This window comes from Acidobacteriota bacterium, assembly GCA_035471785.1.
Taxonomy (GTDB): Bacteria; Acidobacteriota; UBA6911; order RPQK01; family DATIPO01; genus JANQFM01.
On sequence record DATIPQ010000015.1, the window covers coordinates 1 to 25,454 of the forward strand.

A 25,454-nucleotide genomic window follows, 5' to 3' on the forward strand; every position below is an offset into this window, starting at 1 on the left:
CCGGATGGCGAGACCTAATGGCGCGTCCGCCCCCGCCTCCCGAGAGGAGGGTGCCGTGAAAAAACAATCGCAGTTCTCCCAAGCAACATCTAGCTTAATGCATGACCTGGCCGCCGCAGATGTTGATGGACTGGCCGGTGAGGTTTCGGGCGGCGGCGGAGGCCAGGTAGGCCACCAGCTCCGCCACTTCATCGGGAACGATCATCTCGCCCAGCGGCACCTGGTCGAGCGCCATCTTGCGGAAGGACTCGTAATCGGTCTTGTTGGCCCTGGCCCCGATCTCCATGCCCTCGCGGGCCATGTCGGTTTCGACCCAGCCGGGACAGAGGGCGTTGACGGTGATCTTGCGCGGGGCCAGCTCCAAAGAAACGGCGCGGGTAAATCCCACCACGGCGTGCTTGGACGTGCAATAGGCCGTATAGCCCGGCACCCCGAACTTGCCCAGGATGGAAGAAAGGCTGATCACGCGTCCTCCGTCGGGCATGCTCTTGAGAGCGTGCGAAGTGGCGTAGTAGAGGCTGTCGATGTTGGACCGGATGATGGTGTCCCAACGATCGAAGTCGGGGGCCGAGACCTTGGTGACGCCTGAAGAGCCGGCGTTGTTGACCAGGCACCAAACCGGCCCCAACTCGTTCTCCACCTGGCTGAAAAAACGCTCCACGTCCTGCAGCTTGGAGACGTCACAGGTGGATTGCCAGGCCTTGATTCCCTGCTCCTGCATTTCCTGAACGGCCAGCTCGAGGGGTTCCTGACGGCGTCCGCAGATGGCCACCGAGGCGCCCTGAGATCCCAGCTTTACGGCGATGGCCTTGCCGATGCCGGTTCCGCCGCCGGTCACCACGGCCACTTTTCCTTGATGAGACATGGAGGGAACTATAGCAGAACAAAGAGAGGGGCAGCGGGCAGGGACTCGGGCAGCATGTCAAAGGGTTTGAGCCAGAGTCGTGCCAAGGGCGAAGTGCGATTTGCGAAGTTCGAAAGAACCCCGAGAGGGCGCCATTCGCCAACCCGGTGGCCGAGGCTTCGCAAGGGAGGGCAGGCAGGGTGCAGCCCCTGCAAGCGCCGCGACGCAGGGGCGCTAGGGCGTGGGAGTGTAAACCGCTCTCGACTGCAAGACCCAGTCCTCGCCCTCGCGGGCGTAGACCTCGCGGAGGGGCTTGCGGGGATCGTCGCCGATCCAGACCACGCGCAGGTCTTCACCCTCCATCTCGATGCGCTTTCCCTCGGCCTTGCCCTGCAGACGCCGGAAGCGGCGCTGGACGGTGTCGAAGAGGTAGGCTACCCAGCCGTTGGTGTGGGCGATGTAGGAGCGGATGCGCAGTTGCTTGCTGCCGTCACTGCGCTCCACGAAGTCGAGCAGGGCGCAGTTGCGCACGATGGGATAGCTCGCAAACGTCTCAACGACCTGGTCGGCCGCCTCTTCACCGTCGTGCGGCCGCCCGTACCACTCGCCCACCAGGAAATCGAAGCTGCGGAACTCGTCGCCGGGACACAGATTGGGCCCTTCCTCTGGCGAAGGGCCGTTGAGCAAGGCCCGCTGCATGGGCGAGCGCCGGGTGAACTCCATGATCCAGTTGGTGCGCCATTCCTGGCGGTCTTCGGAGGTGGCGGCATCCCAGCGCAAGGTGTCTCCGCGGGCGTCGGAAAAGCTGTAGCGCTGCCAAACTTCACGGCCGTCGGCATTGTTGAAGCGGCTGAAGAACTCGCCCCGCCCATGGGTGAAGACGCCGGTCAGGATTCCGAAGTTGGGACGGGCGGGGGCGGGCCAGTTGAGGACCAGGGTCCAGTGGCCGGCCTCCTGGTCCCAGGCGCGCATGCTGAATCCGTAGAGAGGACGCCCACGCATCCATCCCTGCCAATGCTCGATGATGAGGCAGCCGTCCAGGGCGGGATAGATCCTGGCAGTGGCGTTACCGACTTCAGCGTAGCTGCCGTCCTCTTGCAGGTACTTGTTGAGGACGTCCCACTCGCCGACCCAGAAGTCGAATTGACGGGCCTCGGAGCCCTGGCAGGGCCCCGAGGCCGTTCCCCCTATCGCGTGTTGACTGAACGTCCACCAGGAAAGAAGCAACAAGAAGCCGAAGCTCCTAGGGATCAAGCTGAACATGTCGGTCTCGCTTTTCCGTTGTTACTCCTGGCGAATCTTCAGTTGGGGCGACAGTCTATACTTCCGATGGGACTGCTCCCAAGAACCATTTACCGGCCCCGCGTGGGACCAATCCGAATCTCCCCGCCTGTATTTTTCCCTTGACAGTCTAGGTATGCCTTAGCCTAGACTGTCTAGGTTATGAGCAAGGCATCGCGCAAAGACCTGCTGCACGGAACCCTGGAGATGCTGATCCTGGAGACGCTGTCGCTGAGGGAACTGCATGGCTACGGTATCGCCCGTGAAATCGAGCGCACCAGCCGGGAGGAGCTGCAGATCGAGGAGGGTTCGCTTTATCCGGCCCTGCACCGCATGGAACGCCGGGGCTGGCTGAATGCTCGTTGGGGGCGCTCAGAAAGCGGACGCCGGGCCAAGCTCTACTGCCTGACCGAAGCCGGACGTCTTCAGTTGGCGCAGGAAAAAGACATTTGGACGCGCTTTTGGAAAGCCGTTTCGCGGGTGATCGAGGATGAATCTGCTTAGGCGCATCGCCAAACGCCTGTGGACGCGCATACGTCCGGGACGCCTGCGCTGGGAAGTGGAAGAGGAGATGAGCTTCCACCTGGAGCAGCGGACCGAAGAGTACCGTCGCAGCGGACTCGACACCCCGGCCGCCCGCCGCCGCGCTCAGGAGCGTTTCGGCAGCCTCTCGGGATACCGGTCGCGCGTCCTGCAAGTCCACCACGTCAGTCCCGCCGGAGGTCAAGGAGCCAATCTCATGGAAAGCATCCTGCAAGACATTCGTTTCGCCGTCCGGACGCTGCTTCGGCGGCCCCTCTTCACCGTCCTCTGCCTGATCACTTTGGCGCTGGGCATCGGTGCCAATAGCGCCATCTTCAGCGTAATCCAGGCCGTCTTGCTGGCCCCGCTGCCTCACAAGAACTCCGAGAGCCTGGCTGTCCTCTGGCAGTTCGACCGCCACAATCAAACCAGCAAAGAGGCCATTTCGGTTCCCGACCTCTTCGATTTCCGCGAGCGCTCCTCTTCCATCGCCCACCTGATGGCCTTCCGCTCGCGTCAGTTCACTCTGACGGGGCTGGAGGACCCGGAGCGGGTGCTGGTGGGCGAGGTCACCACCGGATCGCTGGTGGAAACCGGTTTCCCTCCAATGAGGGGACGCGAGTTCGAGGCTCGGGAAGGCGAACCCAACGGTCCCTTGGCGGCCCTTTTGCGCCGCAGTTTCGCCCAGCGGCGCTTCGGCTCCATGGAGGATGCCGTGGGGCGAAGCGTCACCTTGAACGGGGTGGACTACCAGGTGGTCGGGGTGCTTCCCGAGGACACCGTCTTTCCCAGCGATCAGGTTCAGATCTGGATCCCCTTGCAGGTCGCGCCCCGCTCGGCCCCGCGGGGCAACCACAGCATCCTGGCGCTGGCCCGCCTGGCGCCCGGGGTCGAACTGAAGCAGGCCAATGAGGAGATCGCCTCCATCGCCGCCCAGCTCGAAGAGGAGTTTCCCGACGACAACGCCGGACGCGGGGCCTTCCTCTCGCCCCTGCGTCAAGAAGTGGTGGGCGACTACAGCCTGACCTTGTGGGTGCTGATGGCGGCCGTGGGCGTGGTGCTGCTGATCGCCTGCGCCAACGTGGCCAACCTGATGCTGACGCGGGCTGCGGCGCGCGGACGCGAGGTTGGGATCCGCCGAGCACTGGGGGCGGGACGCCTGCGCCTGGCCCGCCAATTCCTCACCGAAAGCCTGGTGCTGGCAGGCGCCGCGGCCCTGCTGGGACTGGGATTGGCCTGGGTGGGCATCCGCCTGCTGCTGCAACTCGCTCCCTCCGGCATCCCGCGCCTGCAGCACACCACTGTCGATCCCTGGGTGCTGGGATTCACCCTGCTCATCAGCGCCCTGACGGGCCTGCTCTTCGGCCTGGCCCCTGCCCTGCAGAGCACCCGCCGCCATGCGGCTTCAGCTTTGCGCCAAGGCGGACGCAGCGATGCCGGAAGCTCCTCGTCGCCTCGCCTGCGCCGCGTGCTGGTGGTGGGAGAGGTGGCCCTGGCGCTGATGCTGGTCACCAGCGCCGGACTCCTGCTGCGCTCCTTCCTGCAGTTGCAGGACGTCGATCCCGGCTTTCAAGCCGAGCGCCTTCTCAAGGCCGACATCCAGCTTCCCGCCGCCCGCTACCCTCAGGACCGCGCCAGCTTCCCCAATTGGACCGAAGTGCACCAGTTCTACGCCCGCCTGCTGGAAGGCCTTGAGCGACTGCCCGAAGCCGAGTCCTTCGCCTTCGGGGTCAATCATCCGATGGCGGGCGGATGGACGACGCGCTTCCAGGTGGATGGCCGTCCGGCGCCGCCTGCCAGCGAGCAAACCGAGGCTACCGTCCGGCCGGTTTCGCCCAACTACTTCAGAACCGCCGGCATCCAGATCAAACGCGGACGCGCCTTCAGCGAAGAGGACCGCAGCGACGGAAAGCCCGTCATGATCCTCAACGAATCGATGGCCCGCCGCCTCTTTGCCGATGAGGACCCGCTGGGGCAGCGCGTCGTGATGTGGGGTATGGCGCGCGAAGTGGTAGGTATTGCCGCCGACGTCCGTTTCAACGGACTTGATCGGCAAGGCCGCATCGCCATGTATCTGCCCCTCTCGCAAATCCCCCTGGCGGGCGGCTCCATCCTGATCCGCACTTCGGCCGATCCCCAGCAGGTCGCTTCGGCGCTCAAGGCCATCGTTCACGACATCGATCCCCAGTTGCCCGTCTTCGAAATCACCTTGCTGGAGGACCTGATCTGGAGTTCCCTCGCCCAACCCCGCTTCAACGCCCTGCTGCTGTCGATTTTCGCCGTCACGGCCCTGCTGCTGGCCGTGGTGGGGATCTTCGGCGTTCTTTCTCAGAGCGTGGCCCTGCGCCGCCGCGAAATGGGCGTCCGAATGGCCTTGGGAGCCCGTCCCGGCGACCTCATGCGGTCGGTGGTGGGCCAAGGACTGGGTCTGACGGCTGCCGGCGTCGTGTTGGGCATCGTGGGCGCCTGGCTGGCGGGGCGCTTTATCTCCGGCATGCTCTTTCAGGTCTCGGCGCTTGATCCCGTCACCTTCGTCAGCGTCCCCCTGATTCTGATGGCGGCGGCCTTGCTGGCCTGCTTTCTGCCGGCCCGCCGGGCTGCCCGCAGCGATCCCCTGGAAACCCTGCGCTGCGAATGACGGCGACCCAGGGATGGCAAGGCGGCAAGACGTAAAAATGGTGTAAAACTCTCCCCCGAGTCAGTCAGGACGAAACCGCGCGCCACTTGTTCACGTCTAATAGATGTCACGTCAAGCATTCTGCGGCGAACGTGAATGCCGACGGGCCACGACTGACTTGCAACCAACTACGGAGAAAAGTTCCTATGCGAAACCGCATTGCCATGTTTTTGCTGACCTTTCTGATAATGACTTTGGGCCTGACCTTTGTGCAGGCTGAAACCTACAAGATCGACGACACCCATTCCACGGTTCACTTTCATGTCAAGCACATGAGCGCCGGCATTTTCGTGGGCCGTTTCGATGCCGTCTCGGGCACTCTCAACTACGATCCCGAAAACCCTTCCAACAGCTCTATCGAGGTGACGGTACGGGCCGACTCGGTGAGCACCAACAACGACCGCCTCAACGGCCACATCAAGAGCCCCGACTTTCTCAACGCCGCCCAGTTCCCCGAAATCACCTTCAAGAGCACCTCGGTGGAGAAGACGGGAGAAGACACCTACCAGGTGAGCGGCGATCTGACCATCCGCGGCATCACCAAGCAGATCACCACCACCGTGCAGCACACCGGAACCTCGGAAATCCAACAGAAGCGCATCGGATTCATGACCCGATTCGACGTCAACCGCTTCGATTTCGACGTCGACTGGGGCAAAGACGAGGTGGCCGGAGAAACCGTCACCATCGCCTTCAATCTCGAAGGCGTGGCGGCCGAGTGATCCGACCCCAACCTCATACTTGAAGCCATATCGAACGAGACTTCGCCCGGAGCCAGGCCTCCAGGCGTCTTTGACGTCGGCCTGCGTCTCCGGGCGGAGACTTTGCTATCGTTAGGTGGGATCTGAAATGCTGCAGCACATCATTCTCGCCATCGTTGTGCCCATCGCCGTCACCGCCGCCTGCGTGCTGGTCTTCCGGGCCTTGGCCGACGACCGGCAAGCCGGCTTGAGGAGGGGAGCCGCCCTGGGCTTGGGACTGGCCTTTGCCGTGGGCCATTGGATCATCCTGGATTGGCCCTCCTTTCCGCCCATCGACAGTACGCGCTGGCTGGCCTACCTGGCTCTGGCCGCGGCACTGCTGGGATTGGTCGAAGGCGGACCCAAGCTTCCTTCCTGGGCTCATTGGGGGCTGCGGCTGATTCTGGCCGTGGGCACCGTCTGGCTGATCGGCAAGCCCATCTTCCTCAACAGCATGCAAGGCCTGCAGATCGTGCTGGCCGTGGTGGGATTCTCCCTGGGGCTGCTGGTCTTGTGGACTGAGATCGACCAATTGGCGGCCCGCGTTGCGGGAGTGTCCGTCCCCCTGGCTTTGACGGTGCTGGCCACCGCCACCAGTTTTGGCCTGGTCGTCTCGCACACCGCGTCCCTGGGACAGTTGACGGGTGCGCTGGCGGCCGGTCTTGGAGTCTTGGCGGCCCTGGCTCTGCTCTTCCCCGAACTCAAGATGAACCGGGGTTCGTCGGGCGTGGTGGCCAACCTGCTGGCGGGACTTTGGGTTTCCGGATACTTCTACGCCAGCCTGCCCCTTTACACAGTACTGCTGCTTTGGCTCTCGCCCTCGGCCTTGTGGCTGGCGGAAGCCGGTCCGCTGCGCAATCTGGGGCCCTTCGCCAAGGCGGTGCTGAGGGTTCTGTTGATCGCCATTCCGGCGGGGGCCGCCGTCTACCTGGCCTACCAGGCCAATGCCACTCCCGACGATTACGCCTATTGAGTCCAGGATTTACTGCGCGGTCGGTTGCTCTCCGCTGCCTTCAGAGCCGGGGAAGGGGGCTTCGGGGGCCCATCCATCGGGCATGTCGCCGGTATCGGGACGCAGGTACTTCCAGTAGTTCTTGCGCAGGGTGCTCAAAAGTTCCTTGCGGTTGAGCGTTTCAAGCGGCTTGCCGACGTAGATCTTGCCCATCTTCTCCATCATTTTCTCGGGCAGCGCGCTGGCGAACATGAAGAGCGGCCAGGTGAAATTGCGTCCGTTGGATCTGCGCAGCTTGTAAGCCCACATGCCCAGGGCGCCCAGCCGCCAAGCCATGGGTCCCCACCAACTGTACTGTCCAGGACGCAGGTTGTTCTTCCAGCACTTCATGATGAGCTGCCACTGCAGGGGCGACAGGTTCTGGGTATGGGTGACGCCGCGCTCCTGCTCCATGCGGGTGTCGTGCAGGGGCGTGAAGATGGAAGGCACCAGGAAGGCGAAAAGATCCCGACGTTCCATCTCGTAGACCAGGTCGAGAGTGGCTTTGACGTCCTCGTCGGTTTCACCCGGGTTGCCCACCATCAGGGTGAACATGGGAAACCAGTTGTTCTCGTTGAGGACGCGCAGCCCTTCCAGCACCACGCTGGGCCAATAGTCGATCTTGAAGGGTACGGCCTTGCCCGGCATCAGCTTCTTGGCCATGCGCACGGAGCCGGTTTCCAGTCCGATGAGGGACACCAGCGCCCGGCCCTCGGGATGGGAACTGACGCGGGGAATGGTGATGGGCGACTTGTCCAGCAGGATGTCGGACAGCCGCTTGATGAGGACGGGATCGACCACGGCGGGGGCGATGGTGCTGTGACTGAGGGCATGCTGTTCCACCCCCGGAGTTTCCACTACCTCGGTGAAGAGGTCGATCAAGGCTTCCCGGTTGGGGAAAAAGAAGGGCGTCCCGGTCTTGACCTGTCCCCAGATGAACATGTCCTCGGTGGCCAGCGAAATCTGCTTGTTGCCGTTCTGGACGTTGGCTTCCACCATCTTGAGGATGGCGTCCTTGGGGACGTCGATCTGCGGATTGAGGTCGGGGACGCAAAAATTGCAGCGCCGGCCGCAACCGGTCGTCATCTCCACGACGCCAAAGGTGGTGCGCTTGTCGGGAACCATGATCTCGTCGCGCACCTTGGGGTGGGAGACGTCGATCTCGCGGGGCAGTTCCTGGCCGGCGATGGCCTTGTGGAAAAGAGCCAGGGTCTCTTCCGACTCGCTGCGCCCCTCCACCACGCAGTCCACCGACAGTTCCTCGTAGGTGTCGGTCTTCTTGATCTGCCATCCGCCCGAACCGCCCACGATCACCTTGAAGCTGCCGCGGTGGGGATTGGACTTGATCTGCTCGAACATTTTGCGCGCGTAGAAGGAATTGACCGGCATCTTGGAAGACCCGAAGATGGAGGTATAGACTCCGGCAGCGAAGGTCACTCCCAAGGGATTGTGGGTCGACACTGCCACCACTCGAGTGCGTGGTCCGACGAACTTGTCCAGATCGTCGGGATAGCAGGCCACCACGTCGTCGGAATCGAAGTCGCGCTCCAAAGCCTTTTCCAGCAGGCGCACGCCGGCCGGCATGTAGAGTGCCGAGCCGTCCTTGTTGTGTTCCACCTTCCGCCAGGTGGGGTACTTCTTGTCGAGAACCCACTCCATCCAAATCGGAAGCGAGGCCATGGCCATCTGGATAAAATAGCCGGCGTGATCGATGGCCTCGGTCAGCGGTGCGGTAATGACGATCAGCTTGCCGCCTTCGCCTTCCGCCATCTCCCCTAAGCTTTGGGCGGCGGCGTGCCCGTTGACGGCGTGGCCGTTGACCTTTGATGCGTGGCCTTCAACGGCGTGCCCGTTGACCTTCTGGTCCTTGCCATTGACTGAACTGGCTCCCATAAAACACTTCCTCCTGCGCGTCCTTATTTTCCAAGCCCCCGCTCGCATCCATCCCCAACGTCGGCTTAAAAGGGGGGAATGGGGAGGCGCTGTCCTCTTCGAGGAAGCGCCGACATTCGATGCGGCTGGGCTCTATCATCGTTCAAAAGCAATACGATGGCACCGGATTATACACGATTCACGGGGCTTCCACCCCAGAGACCGAAGCCTTTCTCACCTTCCGCGACAAGTTATCAGGGGACAGGATGAAGAGCAAGCCAAGACCCCAGGGGTTCTTTTGACAGGCAAGTACCGCTAAACTGATGAATCCGCTATGAAAATCCTGCCAAATCAGCGCCGAGTCTTGCTGGCCGCCCTGCTGGCCGGCGCTGCCCTGCGCCTCATGACGATGGTCTACCCCCAACTCTGGCTGGACGAGATCATTCAGATACAGCGATTCGACCACCCGTCGCTGGAGGAGGCTCTGCAAGACCTGAGGACCGAAACAGCGCCCGCGCCCCTCGACTTCATCCTGCAGCGCCTCTTCCTGCGGATGCTGGGCCCCAGCGAGGCGGGAGCCCGCCTGCACGCCACCCTGTGCGGTCTTCTGTCCCTGGCGGCGATCTTCCTGCTGGCCCGTGAAATCGGCCGAATCATCCCCGCCGGCGACAGCGGCACCAGTTCCCAGGACTGGCGCAGCCACTTTCCTGCAGCCGCGCTGTTCCTTCTGGCCTTCTTTCCCCTCCACGTCTTCTACTCGGGCGAAGGGCGTCCTTACTCGCTCTTCTTCCTGTTGACCGTGACCTCTTTCTGGCTGCTGCTGCGCGCCCTTCGCCTGCACTCGGCGGCCGGGGAGGGCAGACTCGCCTGGGCTGCTTATGCCGGGGCCTTGGCGGCGGCTCTCTACACCAGTTACCAGGGAGCGGTTGTGACGGCATTGCAAGCAGGCTGGGCCGGCTTTCTGTGGCTGCGGCCGCGATTTGAGGGCAAGACCGCCGCCCGCGCCGCCTGGATCAGCCAAGCCACGGCCTTGCTGCTCTTTTCGCCCTGGCTGTTCTGGACCTACTCCAGGACCCGAGACCGCTTTCGAGAAGAAATCTTGTCCCTGGATTTTTTCAAACGCCTCATCCAGGAATCGAGCGGGGGAAGTTGGCCCCTCAGCCTGCTTCTCATGGCATTGGGAGTCTGGGGGTTCTGCAAGCTCTACCGAAGAGGCGCCCGCCGGGCCCTCTCATTGTTGGGGCTGTGGCTGGCGGGCGGACTCGCCGCGGTGCTCTTTCTGGACGCCTGGCGGGGCTATTTCTTCGCCGCCCGCCAGGCCCTCTTCCTGGCCCCCGCCGGACTGCTGGCGGCGGCGCTGGGGTGGAGCCTGTCACGGCGTTTGCGGCGCTCTCTGCTGGTTCCCCTGCTGATCGCCGCGTTGGGAGCCGGCACCGTCATCCTCTCCCAGCGCAAGCAGGAGGCCGACTGGATCGCCTTGGCCGCATTGCTGCGGCAACAAGTGCAAACGGGCGACCGCATCGCCGCACCCGGCATCTACCGCGTGCTGGCCTTCCGCTATCCGCAGGTGAACTCCCGCCACATTGCGCTGGAGGAACTGCTGGAGGGCGAGGACTTGGCCGGCCGCGTCCTGCTCATCCGTTCGCCTTATCTCGACAGCGAGACGGAAAGACAAGTCGAACGTTGCCTGCAACGCTATCCTCCTATCCGCCAACTGCGGGCTCCCGGCTTCACCGTCTACGTCCTGCCCGGCTAACGGGTTTTCTTGCGGGCTTCTTTGAGTTCATCGCGCAACAGGTCGTCGGGACCCTGGTAGCGCAGCACACGGCGGTATTTCTCTTCGGCCTGCTGGGTTTCGCCGCGGCGGTCGTGGATGCGCGCCATGTGGAAGAAGGCCAGCGGGTAGGTCTCTTCTTCCGTGTGAGGTTCCTGCACGGCCTGCTGGAAAGCCTCCATCGCCATGCTGAACTCGCCCAGTTCGAGATAGGTCTTGCCGATGCGGTAGTGGACCTCGGCCGCCTTGATGCCGGGAGCCTTGATCTCCAGCTTACTGAGCAGGTCCCGGTAGATTTCGAGGGCGCTCTTGGGATCATCGAGAAGGAGTTGGTGAATGGCGGCCAGATTGATGTCGGAAAGAAAGTTCTGAGGAAAGTCACGCCGCAGATCGCGGAAGAGGCGGACGGCGACTTGCGGATCTCCCTTCCAGGCCTGCAGGAGGGCCAGCAGGACCTGAGCGTCGCGGGCCCGGTAGAGGCCCTGGCTGGAAACCAACTCCAGCCGCTCGATGGCGCGCTCTTTGTTGCCCCGAATGCCCAGCAGGAAGGCCAGCCATTTGATGCGCCAGGGCAGGGTGGCGGCGGCGAACTCGTGCACGGCCAGGCTCATGTTGGCGTCCACAAGCTGAGGACGCAGTTCCAGGACCCGCTCATGCAGGTTGCGGGCCCGCCGGCCGAACTTCTGGGCGTCCCCCGTGCTCTTTCGCACGGCCAGCGCTTCGGTGGCCATGTTCTCATAGCCCACTCCCTTGAAATAGAGCGCCATGACATCGTCGGCGTCGGCAGCCAGCCGCCGGTCGCACACCTCTTCCAGTTGCTGGACGCTCTCCAGAAAGGCCCTGCGTTCCCTGTCGATGTCTTTGTAGGTGGGATCCTGGGCAAAGGGCGTGGGAGTGGCGTAGTCGTCGACAGCCAGGTTCTTGGCCGCGAAGAGCAACTGGTTGAGCTTGACCGTGGTGAGCATGCCGTAGCCCACTGGGTCGGAAGGCCGCTCTTCGATCATTTTGCGGTAGAGGGCCTCAGCGCGGTCGAAGTCGAGCTGGTAGATGGCCCGCTCGCCTTCCCGCACCGCCTTGGCTACCTCAGGAGGGCTCTGGGCGGTTGCCGGCAGCAAAAGAAACACGGCCAGCCAACTCCACACGGCAGCACGGAATGATCGCTTCAGCATATGCGGGCACCGCCTAATAGGGTACCAAAGGCGGACGGCTCCAGACCTTTCGGGCGCTCGGCTGATGGCTTGCTGCGGCCCCTCGGCGCCGTCGCGAGCCATGGCCCGGTGTTATCTTTGCACGGACTCTCATGAACGCCGCAAAGCTGATCCGCATCGCGATGGCACTGATCCTGGCCTTGGCGGCCTGGGTGCTGGCGGCCTTCCTGGCCGGCGGGGAACTGACCCTGGAGCAAGCCTGGCCCTCGCTGGCCATAGCAGCGGCCAGCGCCTGGACGCTGTGGAGGGCACGAGACGCAGCCGGACTGGCCGGGGCCCTCATGCTGACCTCTCTGCTGGTCCTCTTCAGCGGCCTCAACCCTTCCGAAGCCGCCACTCTGCGGCCCTGGCTGAACCCGCTGGTATCCAGCCTGTGGATCGGCTTCTTCGCTCTCTTCCCCTTCCTCTTCGTTCATTTCACCTTGCTCTTCCCCATCGTCAGCAAAGTCATGGAAGGACGCCTGTGGCTGCACGGGGCCATCTATCTGCCCTACGCTCTTCTGCTGGTCCTCAACCGCCTGGATCCCGACGAGCTGGGCGGGCTGCTGCCGGTTCTGGCCTATCCGCTGGGATTCCTGTCGGGAGTGGCCATTCTGCTGCACAAGTACCGGTCCTCCCTGACGACTTCAGAGAAAAACCGCCTTTGGGTGCTTCTGATCGGCTGTCTTGCCGGCGCCCTGCCCCGCCTGCTCACGGCCTGGGGATCCCTCAGCCTTCCCGACGTGCTGGAAAGACTGAGCGAAGTCACCCTGCTGCTCTTTCCATACGCTTTGGTGCTGGCCGTCTTGCGCGAGAACTTTTCCGAGATCGGGAGGGGTTTTCGCCGCCTGCTGGTGTGGACCATGGTGGGCGGAGGACTTTTCAACGTCTACCTGGTGGTTTTCCTGGCGGTGGACGTGTCGGGCGACTTCCGCCCCGAGTCGTGGGCGGCTGCTCCCTCGCTGGCGGCCGCGGCGGCGGCGCTGCTCAGCCTGTGGCCGCTGCTGCAATGGGGCCGAAGGCTGATCAGTGCGCGCTTCGACCCGTCCTCGGCGCTGTGGACGCCCCCTCGCGCCCCTTCCGCCGCCAGGGAAGGCAGCAGCGAGGACGGTTTTCAGCCCATCCGGCCCAACCCCTTCATCGTGGGCAACCCGGTGCGCAGCCCCGAGATGTTCTTCGGACGCGAGGAGGAGTTCGATTTCATCCGCCGCAGGCTGGCCAACGAGCGCGAGGGAGGCATTATCGTCCTCTGCGGCGAGCGCCGCTCGGGCAAGACCTCCATCCTCTACCAACTGGTGCAGGGGCGGCTGGGAAGCGGTTTCGTTCCGGTCTTCATCGACATGCAGGGGCTGGCGGTTTCCGACGACCGCCGCTTCCTGGAATCGGTCTCGGAAATCATCCTGCGCGATTGCAAGCGCCATCTGCCCGGCTTCAGCCTGCCGGCTTCCCGCCGGGCCGCCGACTATACCCAGTTCACAGGGCTGATCGAGAGCGTCCTGCGGGAGATTCGGCGGGAACGCCTGCTGCTGCTGGTCGACGAGTACGAGCTGATCGAGGACAAGGTTGAAAAAGGCATCCTGGCGGGCGAGATCTTCTCTTACCTGAACAGCCTGCTGGAGGGCTTTCCCCGTATAGGCCTCATCTTCACGGGCTCGCGTCCGCTGGAGCCCATGAGTCCCTGGCAGGTGTTGCTGGCACGTTCCTCCTACCGCGAGATCAGCTTCCTGGGCCGGGACGACGCCCAGGCCCTTATCCGCCGTCCGCTGAGAGGCCTGGCCCGCTTTCCGACCGGCTCGGTCAACCGCCTGTGGAGGCTGGGAAGAGGGCATCCCTTCTTCACCCAACTGCTGGGGCAAACACTGGTCGACGTCCTCAACGAGAGACGCACCCGCCGGGTGCAGGAAGGCGTTCTGGAAGAAGTGGTGAGCCGCATCCTGGAGCACCCGCCGCCGCAGCTCCTCTACCAGTGGGCGGGATACGGCGAGCAGGAAAAGCTGGCCCTTTCAGCGCTGGCGACACTGCTGCCTTCGGCCGACGCTTTTCTCGATCCCGAGAGCTGCCGCAGGCTTCTGGAGACGCTTCCCAAAGCGGGAGGCGAGGAGCTGGATGAGGCGCGGCTGCGCATGATCTATGAGGGTCTGCGGGGGCGGCGAGTCCTCGACCGCGACCAGACCCGCTATCGTTTCACCATGGACCTGCTGCGCCTGTGGATCCGCTCCGAGCGCAACGTCTGGAACGTCCTCAACGAAATCGCCTGACTCCGCTCCTACTTCTTGAGGTGGACCTGCAGGAACTTGAGGACCGTCTTGTAAAGCTTGACGCGGTTCTGGGGACGGGAGACGATGTGCTCTTCGTTGTCGAAGACCAGGTACTCGACGGGCACGCCGTTGCGCTCCACGGCGTCCACCAGTTCCCGCTTCTCCTCGGCGCTGACGCGGGGATCCTTGGCTCCCTGCACCACCAGCAGCGGACTCCGGATCTTGTCGGCATGGTAGAGAGGCGATATCGACTTGAGGTATTCGGCGTCCTGCTCGGGATCGCCCACCTCGGTGTAAATGACCTTGCGCATGCTCTCCTGCCAGGGCGGAATGCTCTGCAGGGTGCTGATCCAGTTGACGACGCCGAAAAGGTCGACGCCCACACGGAATTCGCCCGGATGGAAGGCCAGGGCCGAAAGCACCAGGAAGCCTCCGTAGCTGCCTCCGATGATGCCGATGCGGTCGGGCTGCACCAAGCCGGACTCGATCAGGAACTTCTTGCCCGCCAGGCAGTCTTTGAGGTCTTCTTTTCCGTGGCGTCGGTCGTCCAGGCTGGCGAAAGTCTTACCGTAGCCGGTACTTCCGCGGTTGTTGACCTGGAGCACGGCATATCCCTGGTTGACCAGGTATTGCACCAGGGGCGAGTAGCGGACTCTGAACTGTCCCCCGGGCCCGCCGTGGACGAAGATCAGTCCCGGCGCCTTGCTCTCCGCATCAACCCCCTTGGGACGGTAGAAGAGACCGGGTACGGCCAGCCCGTCATAGGAGGCGAAGCTGACGATCTCGGGCTCCACCAGGTCCTGCGGATCCATCGACTCAGGCAAGGCGCGGGTCAACTGGCGCAGTTGGCCCTCCTGGAAGTCGTAGACGAAGAGGTTGGAGGCGGAACGGGAGCTGTTGATGAGCAGCGCCAACCGCTCTTCGTCGGCCGACATCTGCAAGTGCATGACCTGTCCGCGCGGCATTCCCTCGATGGGGATGCGCTCGCCGGAGGCCGTGTTGTAGACGCGGATGCGGGTTCCCGAGGGGTCGTTGACGCCCACCAGGCGGTAGCGTCCGGTGCGTGAAAACTCGGCGAAGAGGATGTCCCAGCGGGCCTCTTCCACCTTGCCTCCGCGTCCGCTGTCAAGATCGAGGCGCATCAAGTAGTTGAATTCGCCGCCCTCATCGCTCAAGTAGTAGAGGTCATGGTTGGCCACCCCGAAGGCGACCGGTTTGAGGTAGACCTCGCCCAGCGAGGCGCTGAGATGCTTGAGGACCTTTTCGTGACGGTCCCACACGTAGAGGTCGGACTCATAAATGGAATGCAGCTTGTGGAGGGCCACATAGCGCCGGTCGTCGGAAACCGGTCCCACCACGTACCCTCCCTCGTTGCGGAAGAGCGTCCGGCTCGCCAGGGTCTCGACGTCCATCTCGAAGAGATCGAATTCTTTGTCGTCGCGCGGATTGGCGAGGTAGTGGAAGCTCTTCAGGTCGCGGCTGAATCCCCGGAATTCCACCGAGGTCAGTGCGTCTGGAGTCAGGTCGCGCTCATCGCCCTGGGGCGTGAGCAGAAAGAGGTGCCAGGCCTTACCCTCTTCGGCGACCCGACCCAACAACAGGCGCCGGTCATGAGGAAAAAAGGCGTGGGGGTAGTGTTCTTGCCGGGAGTCGGTCAGCGCTTCGGGCTCTCCCCCATCGACGTCGACGAGGTAGGCGTTGAAAACGCCCTGAGGATTGTGGGCGGCAAACAGCACCTGCCGGCCGTCAGGCGAGAAAGCGCCTCCCCGGATCTCGGCGGCTTTCACGAAGGATTCGGCGCGGTAGCGCTTAGGCGCCCGCACATCGCTCTGGCCGCAACCGGACGTCCACAGCACGGCGGCGGCTAGAGCCGCGACAGCCGTGCGGCGGCTCATCAGTCCTCCTCGGAACACTTCTTGAACTCCCTACTCTCCGAAGGCCGGGACATTGCGTCCTCCCAGACCGTGGGAAGCGGCCCCGTGCTGGACGAGCGGCCGTTCCCCAATCCCGGCCCTTCTCAATCTTTAACGCCCCGCGGGCGCTTCGCGTTCCCAGATTGTATCGGATCATGCTGGACGTTTCAGAGCCCTGCCGCCCTGCTGCTGCCTTCCGCGAAGGCTATAATGAGCCGCCCAAACCCCGCAGGGGATAACCGGAAAGGACGCCGTCAGATGAGTCGAAAACTTGAGGACTTTCAGCAATTCCGCCAGCGAATGAACGAGAAGATCCTGCAAGCGGACAACAAGGTCGTCAAGCGCTTCTTCGCGCTGGACGCCCAGACCTACCAGCCAGGCGCACTGCCGGCCAAGACCAAGGAGCTGTTGGGCCTGTCGGCCTCGATGGTGTTGCGCTGCGACGACTGCATCGCCTATCACCTGATCCAGTGCAAGCGGGAAGGCGTCAGCCGGGAAGAGTTCTTCGAGACCTTTTCGGTGGCCCTGATCGTGGGCGGATCCATCGTCATTCCTCATTTGCGCCGGGCCGTCGATCTGCTGGAAGAGCTGGAGGAGGATTCGTCAGCGTGATTCCTTTCGCCGGCTGTTTCCAACCCAAACACCGCCAGCCCAGGGAAGGCGACCTGGTATTCGTGGGCCTTCCCGAAGATTCGCGTTCCTCTTTCGCCAGGGGAGCCGCCGCGGCGCCCCGGCGCCTGCGCGAGGCCTACGACGGACGCTGTTTCAATTCCAGCAGCGAGAGCGGCGTCGATCTGGCCGGGCGCGTCCTCGACCTGAGCGACTGGCCGGCCCGCTCCGACTGGAAGGAGACCCGGCAGTTTTACCGCGGCGGCGCGGCCTCCTTGTGGGCGCGCGGGGCGGTGCCCTTTTTCGTGGGCGGCGACCATGCCGTCACCATCCCTCTGGGCGAGGCGCTGGCGGAACTGAAGCGTCCCGTGCACGTGATTCAAGTCGACGCCCATCCCGACCTCTATCCCGAGTTCGGTGGAGATCGCGACAGCCACGCCTGCACCGCTTCGCGCCTGCTGGAGCAGGACCACGTGGCCTCGCTGACTCAGATCGGCGTGCGGGCCTTCGACAGCCTGCAGCGCCGCCAGGCCGAGGACTGGGGCGACCGCCTCAAGATCATCGAGGCTGGAGCGAGCGGCGCGGAGTCGAGCACTTCCTTGCCCTACCCCCAGTGGATCCCCGAGGACGCGCTGGTTTACCTGACCCTTGACATCGATGCCCTCGATCCGGCCTTCGCTCCAGGAGTCTCGCATCCCGTACCCGGCGGCCTCAATAGCCGCCAAATGCTCGACTGGCTGGGCCGCTTTCCCTGGAGGCTGGCCGGCATGGACCTGGTAGAGGTCAATCCCTCCCGCGACCTCAACGACCTCACTTCCATCACCGCCGCCCGTCTGCTCCACCAGGCCATGGCCTCGCAAGCTGAGCGGGCGCCGATCCGTTAAAATGAGGACATGAAGATTTCTTCTCTGATCTTGCTCGCTTCCATCCTGACCCTTCCAGTAGCGGCGCAGAGCCAACAGGAAAGCGCCGTCAGGGCCTTCGGAGGATCGCCCGACCTGGAGCGGGCCTCCACCCGCGTGGTCTTCTTCGACACCGCCAATCAGCGCTTCCTGGGCGAAGTCGAGATCGCCTACGGACGCCCGGAATGGCGGCAGGACTATGAAGACTCCGAGAACTTCGACGCCGTGACCGAAGGCAAGCAGATTCGTTTTGGAAAGAACTTCTGGGCCAGCCTGGACACCAATGTCCCGCTCAAGATGAACGGCCTAGAAGTGGGTCCCGGTCTCTACTACTTAGGGATCTCGCGAAACCAAGATGATGAGTGGCATCTCCTCCTCTTCGATCCCGCCAGGGTGCGAGCTGAACGCCTGGACGCTTCCCAGACGCCTCAGGCCGCTCCCGCCCAGCGGATTCCCATGACCAAGTCGGTGAGCGGGATCGAGAAGGAAGAACTGACCGTCTCTTTTTCCTACGACCAGAGCGATCCCGGCAAGATGTCTCTGCGCATCGAGTGGGGACCCCACCAACTCACGGCGCCCGTCATCGTCGATTTGGGGAATTAGGTTGAGGACGAGTTTGGCGAGACGGTCATAGGGGTGGGAACCGTCTCGCCAAACTCTCTCCCGCTAGGGACTTGAGCCTGCTTCCGCCTACTGGCGGCCGCGGCGGATCAGGATGTTTCCGGCCGCCGTGTCGAGGCGCACCAGGGTGCCTCCACCGTTGACGTGGTAGACGGCGTGGACGTATCCCGAGTCCTCGTCGTATTCGTAGCTGGCGGCTTCGAAATCGGACTGGATGTCGTAGCGCTGCCCGCCCCGGCGGTTGCGGCTGAACCATCCGCCGCCTTCGTTGGCGTCCTTGATTTCGGCTTCGATGGTCACGCCGTTGCCGCCCGACAGGTAGAGTTCGATGTCGCCGCCGGCGGTGCTGAGTTGGCTGCGCTGCGTGCCTTCGGGGGTGAGTTCCACGCGGACGGTGCCGCCCGCCGTCTTGGCTTCAACCGAACCGGTGACCTGGCGCAGATCCACGTCGCCTCCTGCGGTCTTGGCCACCACATGACCGTATCCGGCTCCCAGTTCGACGTCGCCTCCGGCCGTCTTCATCTCGACGCTGCCCGAGACGACTTCGGCACGCACGTCTCCGCCGGCCGTGGACAGTTCGGCGTCGCCGCCTACGTTCCCGACTTCGACCGATCCGCCCGAGGTCTTGGCTACCAGGCGTCCGCCCACGTTGCGGACTTCGATGTCGCCGCCCGAGGTCTTCAGTTCGGCCTCGGACTGGACGTTGCCGGCCTTGATGTCGCCTCCGGCCGTCTTCAATTCGGCCACGCCGCCGATGTCGCCCACGTCGATGTCGCCTCCGGCCGTGCGTCCAGTCACCCGGCCCATGATGTTGCCGTTGATGGTGACGTCGCCTCCGGCCGTGGAGAGATCGATATTCATGGTATCGGGGAGATCGATTTCGAACCGCTCTCCTCCTCCGTCTCCCCACCAGCGTCCCCCGCGGGAGCGGAGTTTTGAAGGACGGTATTCAATCATCACTTCGCCGCCACGCTGAGAAGTCTGAAGGGCTTCAACGTCCCTCAAACCGTGGGCGCGGACGGCCAGGCGGCTGCCGGCCCCGGCGTTGATGATTACGTCTCCGCGCTCGACTTCCAATCTCAGCGTGTCTTGCGAGCTGACCTGAAAGTCGCGCGATTCCACTTGGGCCAAGGCCGGTACAACCAGCGCCAGGGCCACCATCAAAGCACTTACGATTGCTGCATTTCTCTTCATGACTCTCTCATCCTCATTCAAAAATCGTTGGTTCGTTTCCTTTATCGGTCCGGACGCCGCATAAGACCTGCCGGGCGGCAAAAGGGTTGGGGGCACCTCTTCAAAGGGAGGGGATTCGATACCATGTGCGGGTGGAAAAGGTGCTGATCATCTGGAATCCTCTCTCGGGGCGAACCCACTTCGACCGCCGCCGCAGCCTGCTTGAAACCTTCATGAGCCACGGGGTGCGGGCGGAGGTGCGGCGCTTCGACAGCGACAGGCTTTCGGACTGGATCGCCAAGGCCGAGGAGGAAGGCTTGGACGCCGTCTTCGCCGGCGGCGGCGACGGCACCGTCAGCGCCGTAGCCGCCCAGGTCAGCCGCAGCAATCTGCCCTTGGGAATCATCCCGCTGGGCACCTTCAATCACTTCGCCCGCGATCTCGGACTACCGCTGGACTGGAAGAAAGCGGTGGCTTCCCTGCTGCAGGGGCGAGTCCAGCGGATCGATATGGGAGAAGTCAACGGCCGGCGCTTTCTCAACAACTCGTCTATCGGGCTCTACCCGCTGCTGGTGAGCATCCGCGAGCGGGAACGCAAGGCGCGCAGGGCAGGAAAGCTGTTCGCCACCTCGCTGGCCTTCCTGCGGGTGCTGGTGCGCTTCCGCCTGCGCAAGGTGCGAATCGCCGCGGGCGACTTCACCGTCACCAGCCGCACGCCCTTTGTGTTCGTGGGCAACAACCTCTACGACCTGTCGCTGATGCATTTCGGAAGACGCCGCGCCCTCGATCAAGGGCGGCTGACTCTCTACTTGGCCCGCTGCCGCACGCGCCGCTCGGTCTTTCGGCTGGCCTTGCGGACTCTCTTCAACCGACTGATTCAAGACCGCGACTTTCAGTCCCGCCAGGTCGACCAGGTCAAGGTCACCACCCGGCGCAAGCGCCTCATGGTCTCCCTCGACGGCGAGGTCTACAAGCTCAACTCCCCTCTCCATTACCGCTCCCTGGCCGGAGCCCTGGCGGTCCTGCTGCCTGAAGACAGGGTAAAATAGCCGCGGAGAAGCATGACGACGCTGGCCCACATTTCAGACCTTCACTTCGGGGCCGAAGACCCCGAAGCCATCGAGGCCCTGCTAGAAGATCTGTCTTCCCAGCCTCCCGACCTTGTCATCGTCAGCGGAGATCTCACCCAACGCGCCCGCCGGGCCCAATTCCAAGCCGCCGCCGCTTTCTTGCAGGCCGTTCCGGCCGATGTCCTGGTGGTGCCGGGCAATCACGACATCTCCCTCCACAACCCCATCCGCCGATTTCTGCGTCCTCTCAGGCGCTACCGGCGATACATCAGCGAAGACCTGCAACCTGCCTGCCGGGTTGGGAAGGCTGCCGTTGTGGGGATCAATTCGGCCCGCTCCTTGACCTTCAAGGGCGGACGGGTCTCGCGAAGCCAAATCGAGGCGGTGGCCCGTTTCCTGGCCCGCCAGCCCCGGGAGGTGTGCCGGGTGGTGGTCACCCATCACCAGTTCGTGGTCAGCGCCGAGCACGATCCGCCCGGCGCAGTGGGGCGCAGCCTGATGGCGCTGGAGGTCTTTCGCGAGCAGCGGGTCGACCTGATTCTGGGCGGCCATGCCCACCGCGCCGAGAGTTCCCGCCTGCACCAGCACCTGCCTCACCATGACCATCCCACCGTCGTGGCCCATGCGGGGACGGCTACCTCCAAGCGCCTGCGCGGCCAATCCAACTCCTACAACCGCATCCTCATCAGCGACAGCGAGATCGAGATCCAGATCCGCCGTTTGCAGTCCTCGGCCTTTCAATCCTCAGGCTCCCGCACCTTCGCCCGTGGGTGATGTGCCCCGCTCTCAGCGGCTGCCCGAGGTGTCTTCGGCTTGGGCGAAGGCTTTGAGGACCTCTCGTGTCAGGTCCCAGCGGTTGAAGCCCTGGCGTCCGAAGTCGAGGCCGCGGCGCACGATGACGACCTCGTGGGAAGGCACGACGATGACGTATTGGCCGCGGTTTCCGGCGGTGGAGTAGGCCGTCCTGGGGACGTCGCTGCGGTCGTCCGGCACCAGCCACCACTGGCCTCCGTAGAAATTCCCGCGCTCCCGGGTGGCGGGCGCCGGTGTGCGTACGAACTCAATCCAATCCCGCGAAATGAGCCTTTCACCGTTCCAGGTGCCGCCGTTGAGGTAAAGCAGTCCGAAGCGGGCCAGATCGCGGGCAGTGGTATAGACCTGGCTGCTGAGGATGAAGTCGCCGAAGCGGTCCACTCCCGGGACGGTGTTGCGCATTCCGATCCTGTCCAGCAGGGCCGCGCGGGGAAACTCCAGGTAGACCTGATCATCGCCGATGACCTGTTTCATGGCGTAGACGGCCAACAGAGTGTCGTAGTTCTCGTAGTCCCAGTAGGTGCCCGGTTCCCGTATCAGTCCGCGGTTGCGGGCGCCGCGGGCGGAACTGGCTCCGGCCCAATAGGCCAATCCCGATCCGGTGGCGTATTCCAATCCGTTGTCGACGGGATAGAGTCCGCTCGACATGTTCAGGACATGGCGCAGGGTGATCTTCTTGCGGGGGTCGGACTCAGGGGAGCGGGCGCGGGGCAGCCACTCGATGTCAAGCGGCTCGTCCAGCGACAGCTTTCCCTGGTCGACCAGGATTCCGATCAGCGTCACGGCGATGCTCTTGGCGGTCGACCAGGTGCGGGTTTTGGTGAGGTAGTCGACGCCGGGGGCATAACGTTCCAGCAGGATGCGTCCGCGGTGAACCACGATGAGGCTGAGAGTCACCTGTTCCAGGGTCCCGTGGGTCTCGCGGTCAAAGGCCCACTCGGCGGCGCTATCTAGAGCTCCTTGGTCGACCTGCTCAGGCCAAGCCTCTTCGGGGATCAAATCGCCGTCCGGCCATTCGATCTCAGCGGGGTCACCGGGCGCAGGAGGCGTCTTCAGCACGGGCAAGGAGTCGATGTCGTCCAAGGTCTGATCGGGTGCCAAGACGATGCACCCCAGCCCTTCGCGATAGGCGGCCCGCATGGCGGGAAGGCTGTCGCCAAGCCCCACCGCCACGGCCCGTCTTTGCGAATCGATGAGATAGTCCTCGGTCTCGACTTCACCCAGCCGTCCGCTGATGTACGCCAGTTCCTGCGAGAACACCTGCTCCAGCGTCCGCTGAGAGGTAAAGAGACCGTTGCACATCATAAAAGCCTGTACACCGCGGGTGATCAGGGCCTTGTTGTGCTGCCAGTAATCGAAGTTCTCTTGCTGCTGCGCCGTTGAAGTGGCGGAGAAGAGGAGAAAGACAATAACGGAAAGCGACCAGCGTCTCATGGTTCTGCCCCTGTTTTGGATGCTGACAAGAAGCCCAACACCTCCAAGATAGTCGCTCCCCCGACACCGCCGCAAGGCAGCGATTGGAACTGGCGCGCAGCCAGTAATGGAACTTCTACTTAAACAGTAATTGGCTATCGCTTGTCGCCCTGGTCCCGGGACGGCTCGGATAGACCCGCCTGACACGCATCGAGAATCAATTCTTCCACCTTATTCCATACCTCGGGGTCGAGGTTCATTTTGGCGTGGGCTTTGCGGAAGATGAGTTTGTGCCAGGGGACGCCGGAGAGATCGATGTCCCGGTCCTTGTAGTCGAAGCGGAAATTGCCCAGGATTCGGGTGCGATCAGGATCTTCGGCGACGATGGGTTTTTCGCCTTCGATAAACCATCCGTTGTCCTGATAAAGATTGGCCGCTGCCTGGACGTTGGGAGGAATTTTGGCGTCACCCCTGCCGACGCTGTCGACTTGCACCGTCAGCAGCACGGGGATATCGCGGCGGTGAAGCTGGCGAGCCAGTTTGACCACCGCCGCACCTCCGAAACTCTGTCCGTAAAGAACCAGACGGACGGCATCTTTCTCCTCTCTGTCAAGGCGACCGTCGCCGTCCTTGTCGAAGGCTTGGATGATGAGTTGCAGGGCCAGTTTGCGCTTCTTGTTCTCGACCGTTTCCACCGCCAGCGGCAGTTCCTTTTGGCGCAGCCGCAGGGCCAGCTTGCGCACGCCTTCCCTTTCATCGTCCCAGGATGTGCGCCCTCCCATGAACCCCAGCACCAAAACCGAGGCCTTGGGCACCGGCGTCTCGACCGTGAAGTGATGGAAACGCTGTCCCTTGGAAAGAAAGCAACTAGAAAGAGCCAAAGACAGCAGCGAAACCGCAATCGTAACGAAACGTGCCATCGATGCCCCATTATTCCACACTTACGGGATGGGCCTTATAGCGGCTTGCCGCAGCGGCGGCAGAAGATCGCATCACTTTGGTGAGCCTCAGCCAGGCAATAGGGGCAGGTTTGAGTCGAAAGCCCCTTCTTGCGGCGGGACTCGATGATCTCGGCCGAGACGAAGCCGGTGGGGACGATGATCAGGCTGTAGCCCACCAGGATCAAGAGGGCCGAGAGCACCTTCCCCAGACTGGTTGTAGGCACGATGTCTCCGTAGCCGACGGTGGTCATGGTGATGATGGCCCAGTAGATGGATTGAGGGATGGAAGTGAATTGGCTCTGCGGCCCCGCGTAGAAGCTCTCGACTTCGTACATGGCCGTGCCGGCGATGGTCACAGTGATCATGACCACGGCCAGGAAGACCACGACCTTGGCCCGCGAGCGCCAGACGGCGGCGCCCAGGTGTTCCGACTCGCTGGTCAGGTGAATCAGCTTGAGGATGCGGAAGACCCGCAGCAGGCGAAAGGACCGCACCACGGCGAAAGAGGTGACTCCGCCGGTCAGAAGCCCGAAATAGGAGGGCAGGAAAGCGATTAAGTCGACAATGCCGTAAAAGCTGAAGGCATATCCGAGCCGGCTGCGGACGGCGATCAAGCGCAGGACGTACTCGAGCGTGAAGAGCCCGGTAAAGAACCACTCGGCAGCGATCAGCCAGCTTCCGTAGCGTCGCTCGATGCTGTCGACCGTCTCCAGGCACACCGCGGCCACGCTGACGACGATGGCCAGCAGCAGCCCCACATCGAACCACTTGCCGGCAGGCGTGTCGGCCTCGAAGATCACTTCGTAGAGCCGCTCTCTCCAGGCCGCGCGCTGTCGGTGCTTCATAAGTCCAGTGTACTTCCCATCCCTGAAAGGGCAAGAGACCTGTTTTGTATCTGTCAGGGGCTTCCGAGATGGGAAAAGCATGCTGCCGGCATGTGGCGCCGCATGATATTTTTCTTGGATGACCTCTCTACTGCAAGACCTGCGCTACGCCCTGCGCAGCTATTCTCAGAGACCGGGCTTTACGGCCGTGGTGGCGCTGACTCTGGCTATCGGGATCGGGAGCAACGTGGCCATCTTCAGCGTGGCCAACGCGGTGCTCTTCAAGCCTCTGCCCTACCGCGACCCGCAGAATCTGGTGCTGATCTGGAACCGCGCCTCCAATGCCGAAGCCGGACGCTCGCTGGTTTCCGGACCCGACTTCCTCGACTATCAGGAACAGACCACCATGTTCGAGGACTTCGCCGGAGCCTTCGCCATCAACGGAACCATCACCGGCGAGGGACGCGCCGAGCAGCTCATGATGGGCTGGAGCACGGCCAATCTCTTCAAGGTGCTGGGCGTGACGCCCATCCTGGGGCGCGATTTCGAGGAGAAGGACGCCACCCCCATCGATCCTCAAGACATGATGGACCCCAACGTCCCGGTGCCCCCGGGAGTGCTGATCCTCAGCCATGCCCTGTGGCAGCAGCGGTTCGGGGGCCAGGAGTCGGTCATCGGGACGACCCTGGAACTGGACGGACAACGGAACACCGTGGTGGGCGTGCTGCCCCGCGACTTCCGCATTTATCTTCCGCCTGACGCCGGAATGCCCACCAACGTCGACGTCTGGAGGGTGCTGCCGATCGCCTTCGACACCAATCCCCGCGACGCCGAGTGGCTGACCGTGGTCTCGCGGCTCAAGCAGGGCTATTCGCTGGCCCAGGCCCAGCAAGAGATGGACGCCTTGGCGGCCCGCCTGCGCGAGCGGCACCAGTTTCATGCCAATGCCGGAATGCAGATCGAACTCAACTCGATGCATGACGACGTGGTGGGCCACGCCCGCCCCATCCTCTTCGCCCTGCTGGGGGC

Annotated in this window: 21 protein-coding genes; 12 read left to right on the forward strand and 9 right to left on the reverse strand. The window is 63.3% G+C overall.

Going from position 1 to position 25,454, the window contains the following annotated elements:
• Window positions 1-94: 94 nt before the first annotated feature.
• Window positions 95-865: an SDR family NAD(P)-dependent oxidoreductase gene (locus tag VLU25_02115; GenBank protein ID HSR66709.1), complete on the reverse strand. Its 771-nt coding sequence runs from the start codon at window positions 863-865 to the stop codon at window positions 95-97.
• Window positions 866-1,078: 213 nt separating this feature from the next.
• Entirely contained in the window at window positions 1,079-2,107 is a 1,029-nt protein-coding gene (locus tag VLU25_02120; GenBank protein ID HSR66710.1) for a hypothetical protein, read from the reverse strand.
• Window positions 2,108-2,287: 180 nt separating this feature from the next.
• Here VLU25_02120 and VLU25_02125 point away from each other — a divergent pair, with 180 nt between their 5' ends.
• The 4 genes from VLU25_02125 to VLU25_02140 all read left to right on the forward strand — a co-directional run bounded on the left by VLU25_02125 (window position 2,288) and on the right by VLU25_02140 (window position 7,037).
• Window positions 2,288-2,629: a PadR family transcriptional regulator gene (locus VLU25_02125; GenBank protein HSR66711.1), complete on the forward strand. Its 342-nt coding sequence runs from the start codon at window positions 2,288-2,290 to the stop codon at window positions 2,627-2,629.
• Window positions 2,616-5,285, forward strand: coding sequence for an ABC transporter permease (locus VLU25_02130; GenBank protein HSR66712.1), 2,670 nt, complete (start codon window positions 2,616-2,618; stop codon window positions 5,283-5,285). The genes VLU25_02125 and VLU25_02130 overlap by 14 nt, the downstream gene beginning before the upstream one ends.
• 185 nt (window positions 5,286-5,470) lie before the next feature.
• A complete protein-coding gene (locus VLU25_02135) occupies window positions 5,471-6,046 on the forward strand; it encodes a YceI family protein (GenBank protein HSR66713.1) in 576 nt (191 codons plus the stop codon).
• Window positions 6,047-6,173: 127 nt separating this feature from the next.
• Window positions 6,174-7,037: a hypothetical protein gene (locus VLU25_02140; GenBank protein ID HSR66714.1), complete on the forward strand. Its 864-nt coding sequence runs from the start codon at window positions 6,174-6,176 to the stop codon at window positions 7,035-7,037.
• A 9-nt stretch (window positions 7,038-7,046) separates the two neighbouring features.
• Here the strand turns inward: VLU25_02140 and VLU25_02145 are convergent, their stop codons facing one another.
• Window positions 7,047-8,948, reverse strand: coding sequence for a radical SAM protein (locus tag VLU25_02145; GenBank protein ID HSR66715.1), 1,902 nt, complete (start codon window positions 8,946-8,948; stop codon window positions 7,047-7,049).
• A gap of 313 nt (window positions 8,949-9,261) precedes the next feature.
• Here VLU25_02145 and VLU25_02150 point away from each other — a divergent pair, with 313 nt between their 5' ends.
• Entirely contained in the window at window positions 9,262-10,683 is a 1,422-nt protein-coding gene (locus VLU25_02150; protein HSR66716.1) for a hypothetical protein, read from the forward strand.
• On the opposite strand, the gene VLU25_02155 is transcribed toward VLU25_02150, so the two are convergent.
• Window positions 10,680-11,870 (reverse strand): tetratricopeptide repeat protein, encoded by a 1,191-nt coding sequence (locus tag VLU25_02155; GenBank protein ID HSR66717.1) that lies wholly within the window; start codon window positions 11,868-11,870, stop codon window positions 10,680-10,682. The genes VLU25_02150 and VLU25_02155 overlap by 4 nt on opposite strands.
• Before the next feature lie 131 nt (window positions 11,871-12,001).
• On the opposite strand from VLU25_02155, the gene VLU25_02160 reads away from it, so the two are divergent.
• A complete protein-coding gene (locus tag VLU25_02160) occupies window positions 12,002-14,146 on the forward strand; it encodes an AAA family ATPase (GenBank protein ID HSR66718.1) in 2,145 nt (714 codons plus the stop codon).
• An 8-nt stretch (window positions 14,147-14,154) separates the two neighbouring features.
• On the opposite strand, the gene VLU25_02165 is transcribed toward VLU25_02160, so the two are convergent.
• A complete protein-coding gene (locus tag VLU25_02165) occupies window positions 14,155-16,041 on the reverse strand; it encodes a prolyl oligopeptidase family serine peptidase (protein HSR66719.1) in 1,887 nt (628 codons plus the stop codon).
• Between the two features lie 276 nt (window positions 16,042-16,317).
• On the opposite strand from VLU25_02165, the gene VLU25_02170 reads away from it, so the two are divergent.
• From VLU25_02170 to VLU25_02180, 3 genes are read left to right on the forward strand one after another with little or no spacing between them, the layout of a single operon-like run.
• Entirely contained in the window at window positions 16,318-16,671 is a 354-nt protein-coding gene (locus VLU25_02170; protein HSR66720.1) for a carboxymuconolactone decarboxylase family protein, read from the forward strand.
• Window positions 16,668-17,552: an arginase family protein gene (locus VLU25_02175; GenBank protein ID HSR66721.1), complete on the forward strand. Its 885-nt coding sequence runs from the start codon at window positions 16,668-16,670 to the stop codon at window positions 17,550-17,552. Before VLU25_02170 ends, VLU25_02175 begins: the two co-directional genes overlap by 4 nt.
• A 9-nt stretch (window positions 17,553-17,561) precedes the next feature.
• The gene (locus VLU25_02180) at window positions 17,562-18,173 is read left to right on the forward strand and encodes a DUF2911 domain-containing protein (protein HSR66722.1); all 612 of its coding nucleotides are present in this window, start codon (window positions 17,562-17,564) and stop codon (window positions 18,171-18,173) included.
• 87 nt (window positions 18,174-18,260) lie between these two features.
• Here the strand turns inward: VLU25_02180 and VLU25_02185 are convergent, their stop codons facing one another.
• Window positions 18,261-19,385, reverse strand: coding sequence for a DUF4097 family beta strand repeat-containing protein (locus tag VLU25_02185; GenBank protein HSR66723.1), 1,125 nt, complete (start codon window positions 19,383-19,385; stop codon window positions 18,261-18,263).
• 125 nt (window positions 19,386-19,510) lie between these two features.
• Here VLU25_02185 and VLU25_02190 point away from each other — a divergent pair, with 125 nt between their 5' ends.
• Together VLU25_02190 and VLU25_02195 are read left to right on the forward strand one after the other, a co-directional pair.
• Entirely contained in the window at window positions 19,511-20,413 is a 903-nt protein-coding gene (locus VLU25_02190; GenBank protein ID HSR66724.1) for a diacylglycerol kinase family protein, read from the forward strand.
• Window positions 20,414-20,425: 12 nt separating this feature from the next.
• Window positions 20,426-21,208: a metallophosphoesterase gene (locus VLU25_02195; protein HSR66725.1), complete on the forward strand. Its 783-nt coding sequence runs from the start codon at window positions 20,426-20,428 to the stop codon at window positions 21,206-21,208.
• Between the two features lie 12 nt (window positions 21,209-21,220).
• On the opposite strand, the gene VLU25_02200 is transcribed toward VLU25_02195, so the two are convergent.
• From VLU25_02200 to VLU25_02210, 3 genes are all read right to left on the reverse strand, one after another.
• Entirely contained in the window at window positions 21,221-22,681 is a 1,461-nt protein-coding gene (locus tag VLU25_02200) for a serine hydrolase (protein ID HSR66726.1), read from the reverse strand.
• Between the two features lie 134 nt (window positions 22,682-22,815).
• Window positions 22,816-23,580 carry an EF-hand domain-containing protein gene (locus VLU25_02205; GenBank protein ID HSR66727.1) on the reverse strand — a complete coding sequence of 255 codons (765 nt, stop codon included), beginning with the start codon at window positions 23,578-23,580 and terminating at the stop codon, window positions 22,816-22,818.
• A gap of 35 nt (window positions 23,581-23,615) precedes the next feature.
• Window positions 23,616-24,446, reverse strand: a complete 831-nt coding sequence (locus VLU25_02210; GenBank protein HSR66728.1) for an ion transporter — start codon at window positions 24,444-24,446, stop codon at window positions 23,616-23,618.
• A 118-nt stretch (window positions 24,447-24,564) separates the two neighbouring features.
• Between VLU25_02210 and VLU25_02215 the strand changes: the two genes are divergently transcribed.
• Window positions 24,565-25,454, forward strand: an 890-nt coding sequence (locus tag VLU25_02215; GenBank protein HSR66729.1) for an ABC transporter permease, incomplete at its 3' end; no start/stop codon positions are given.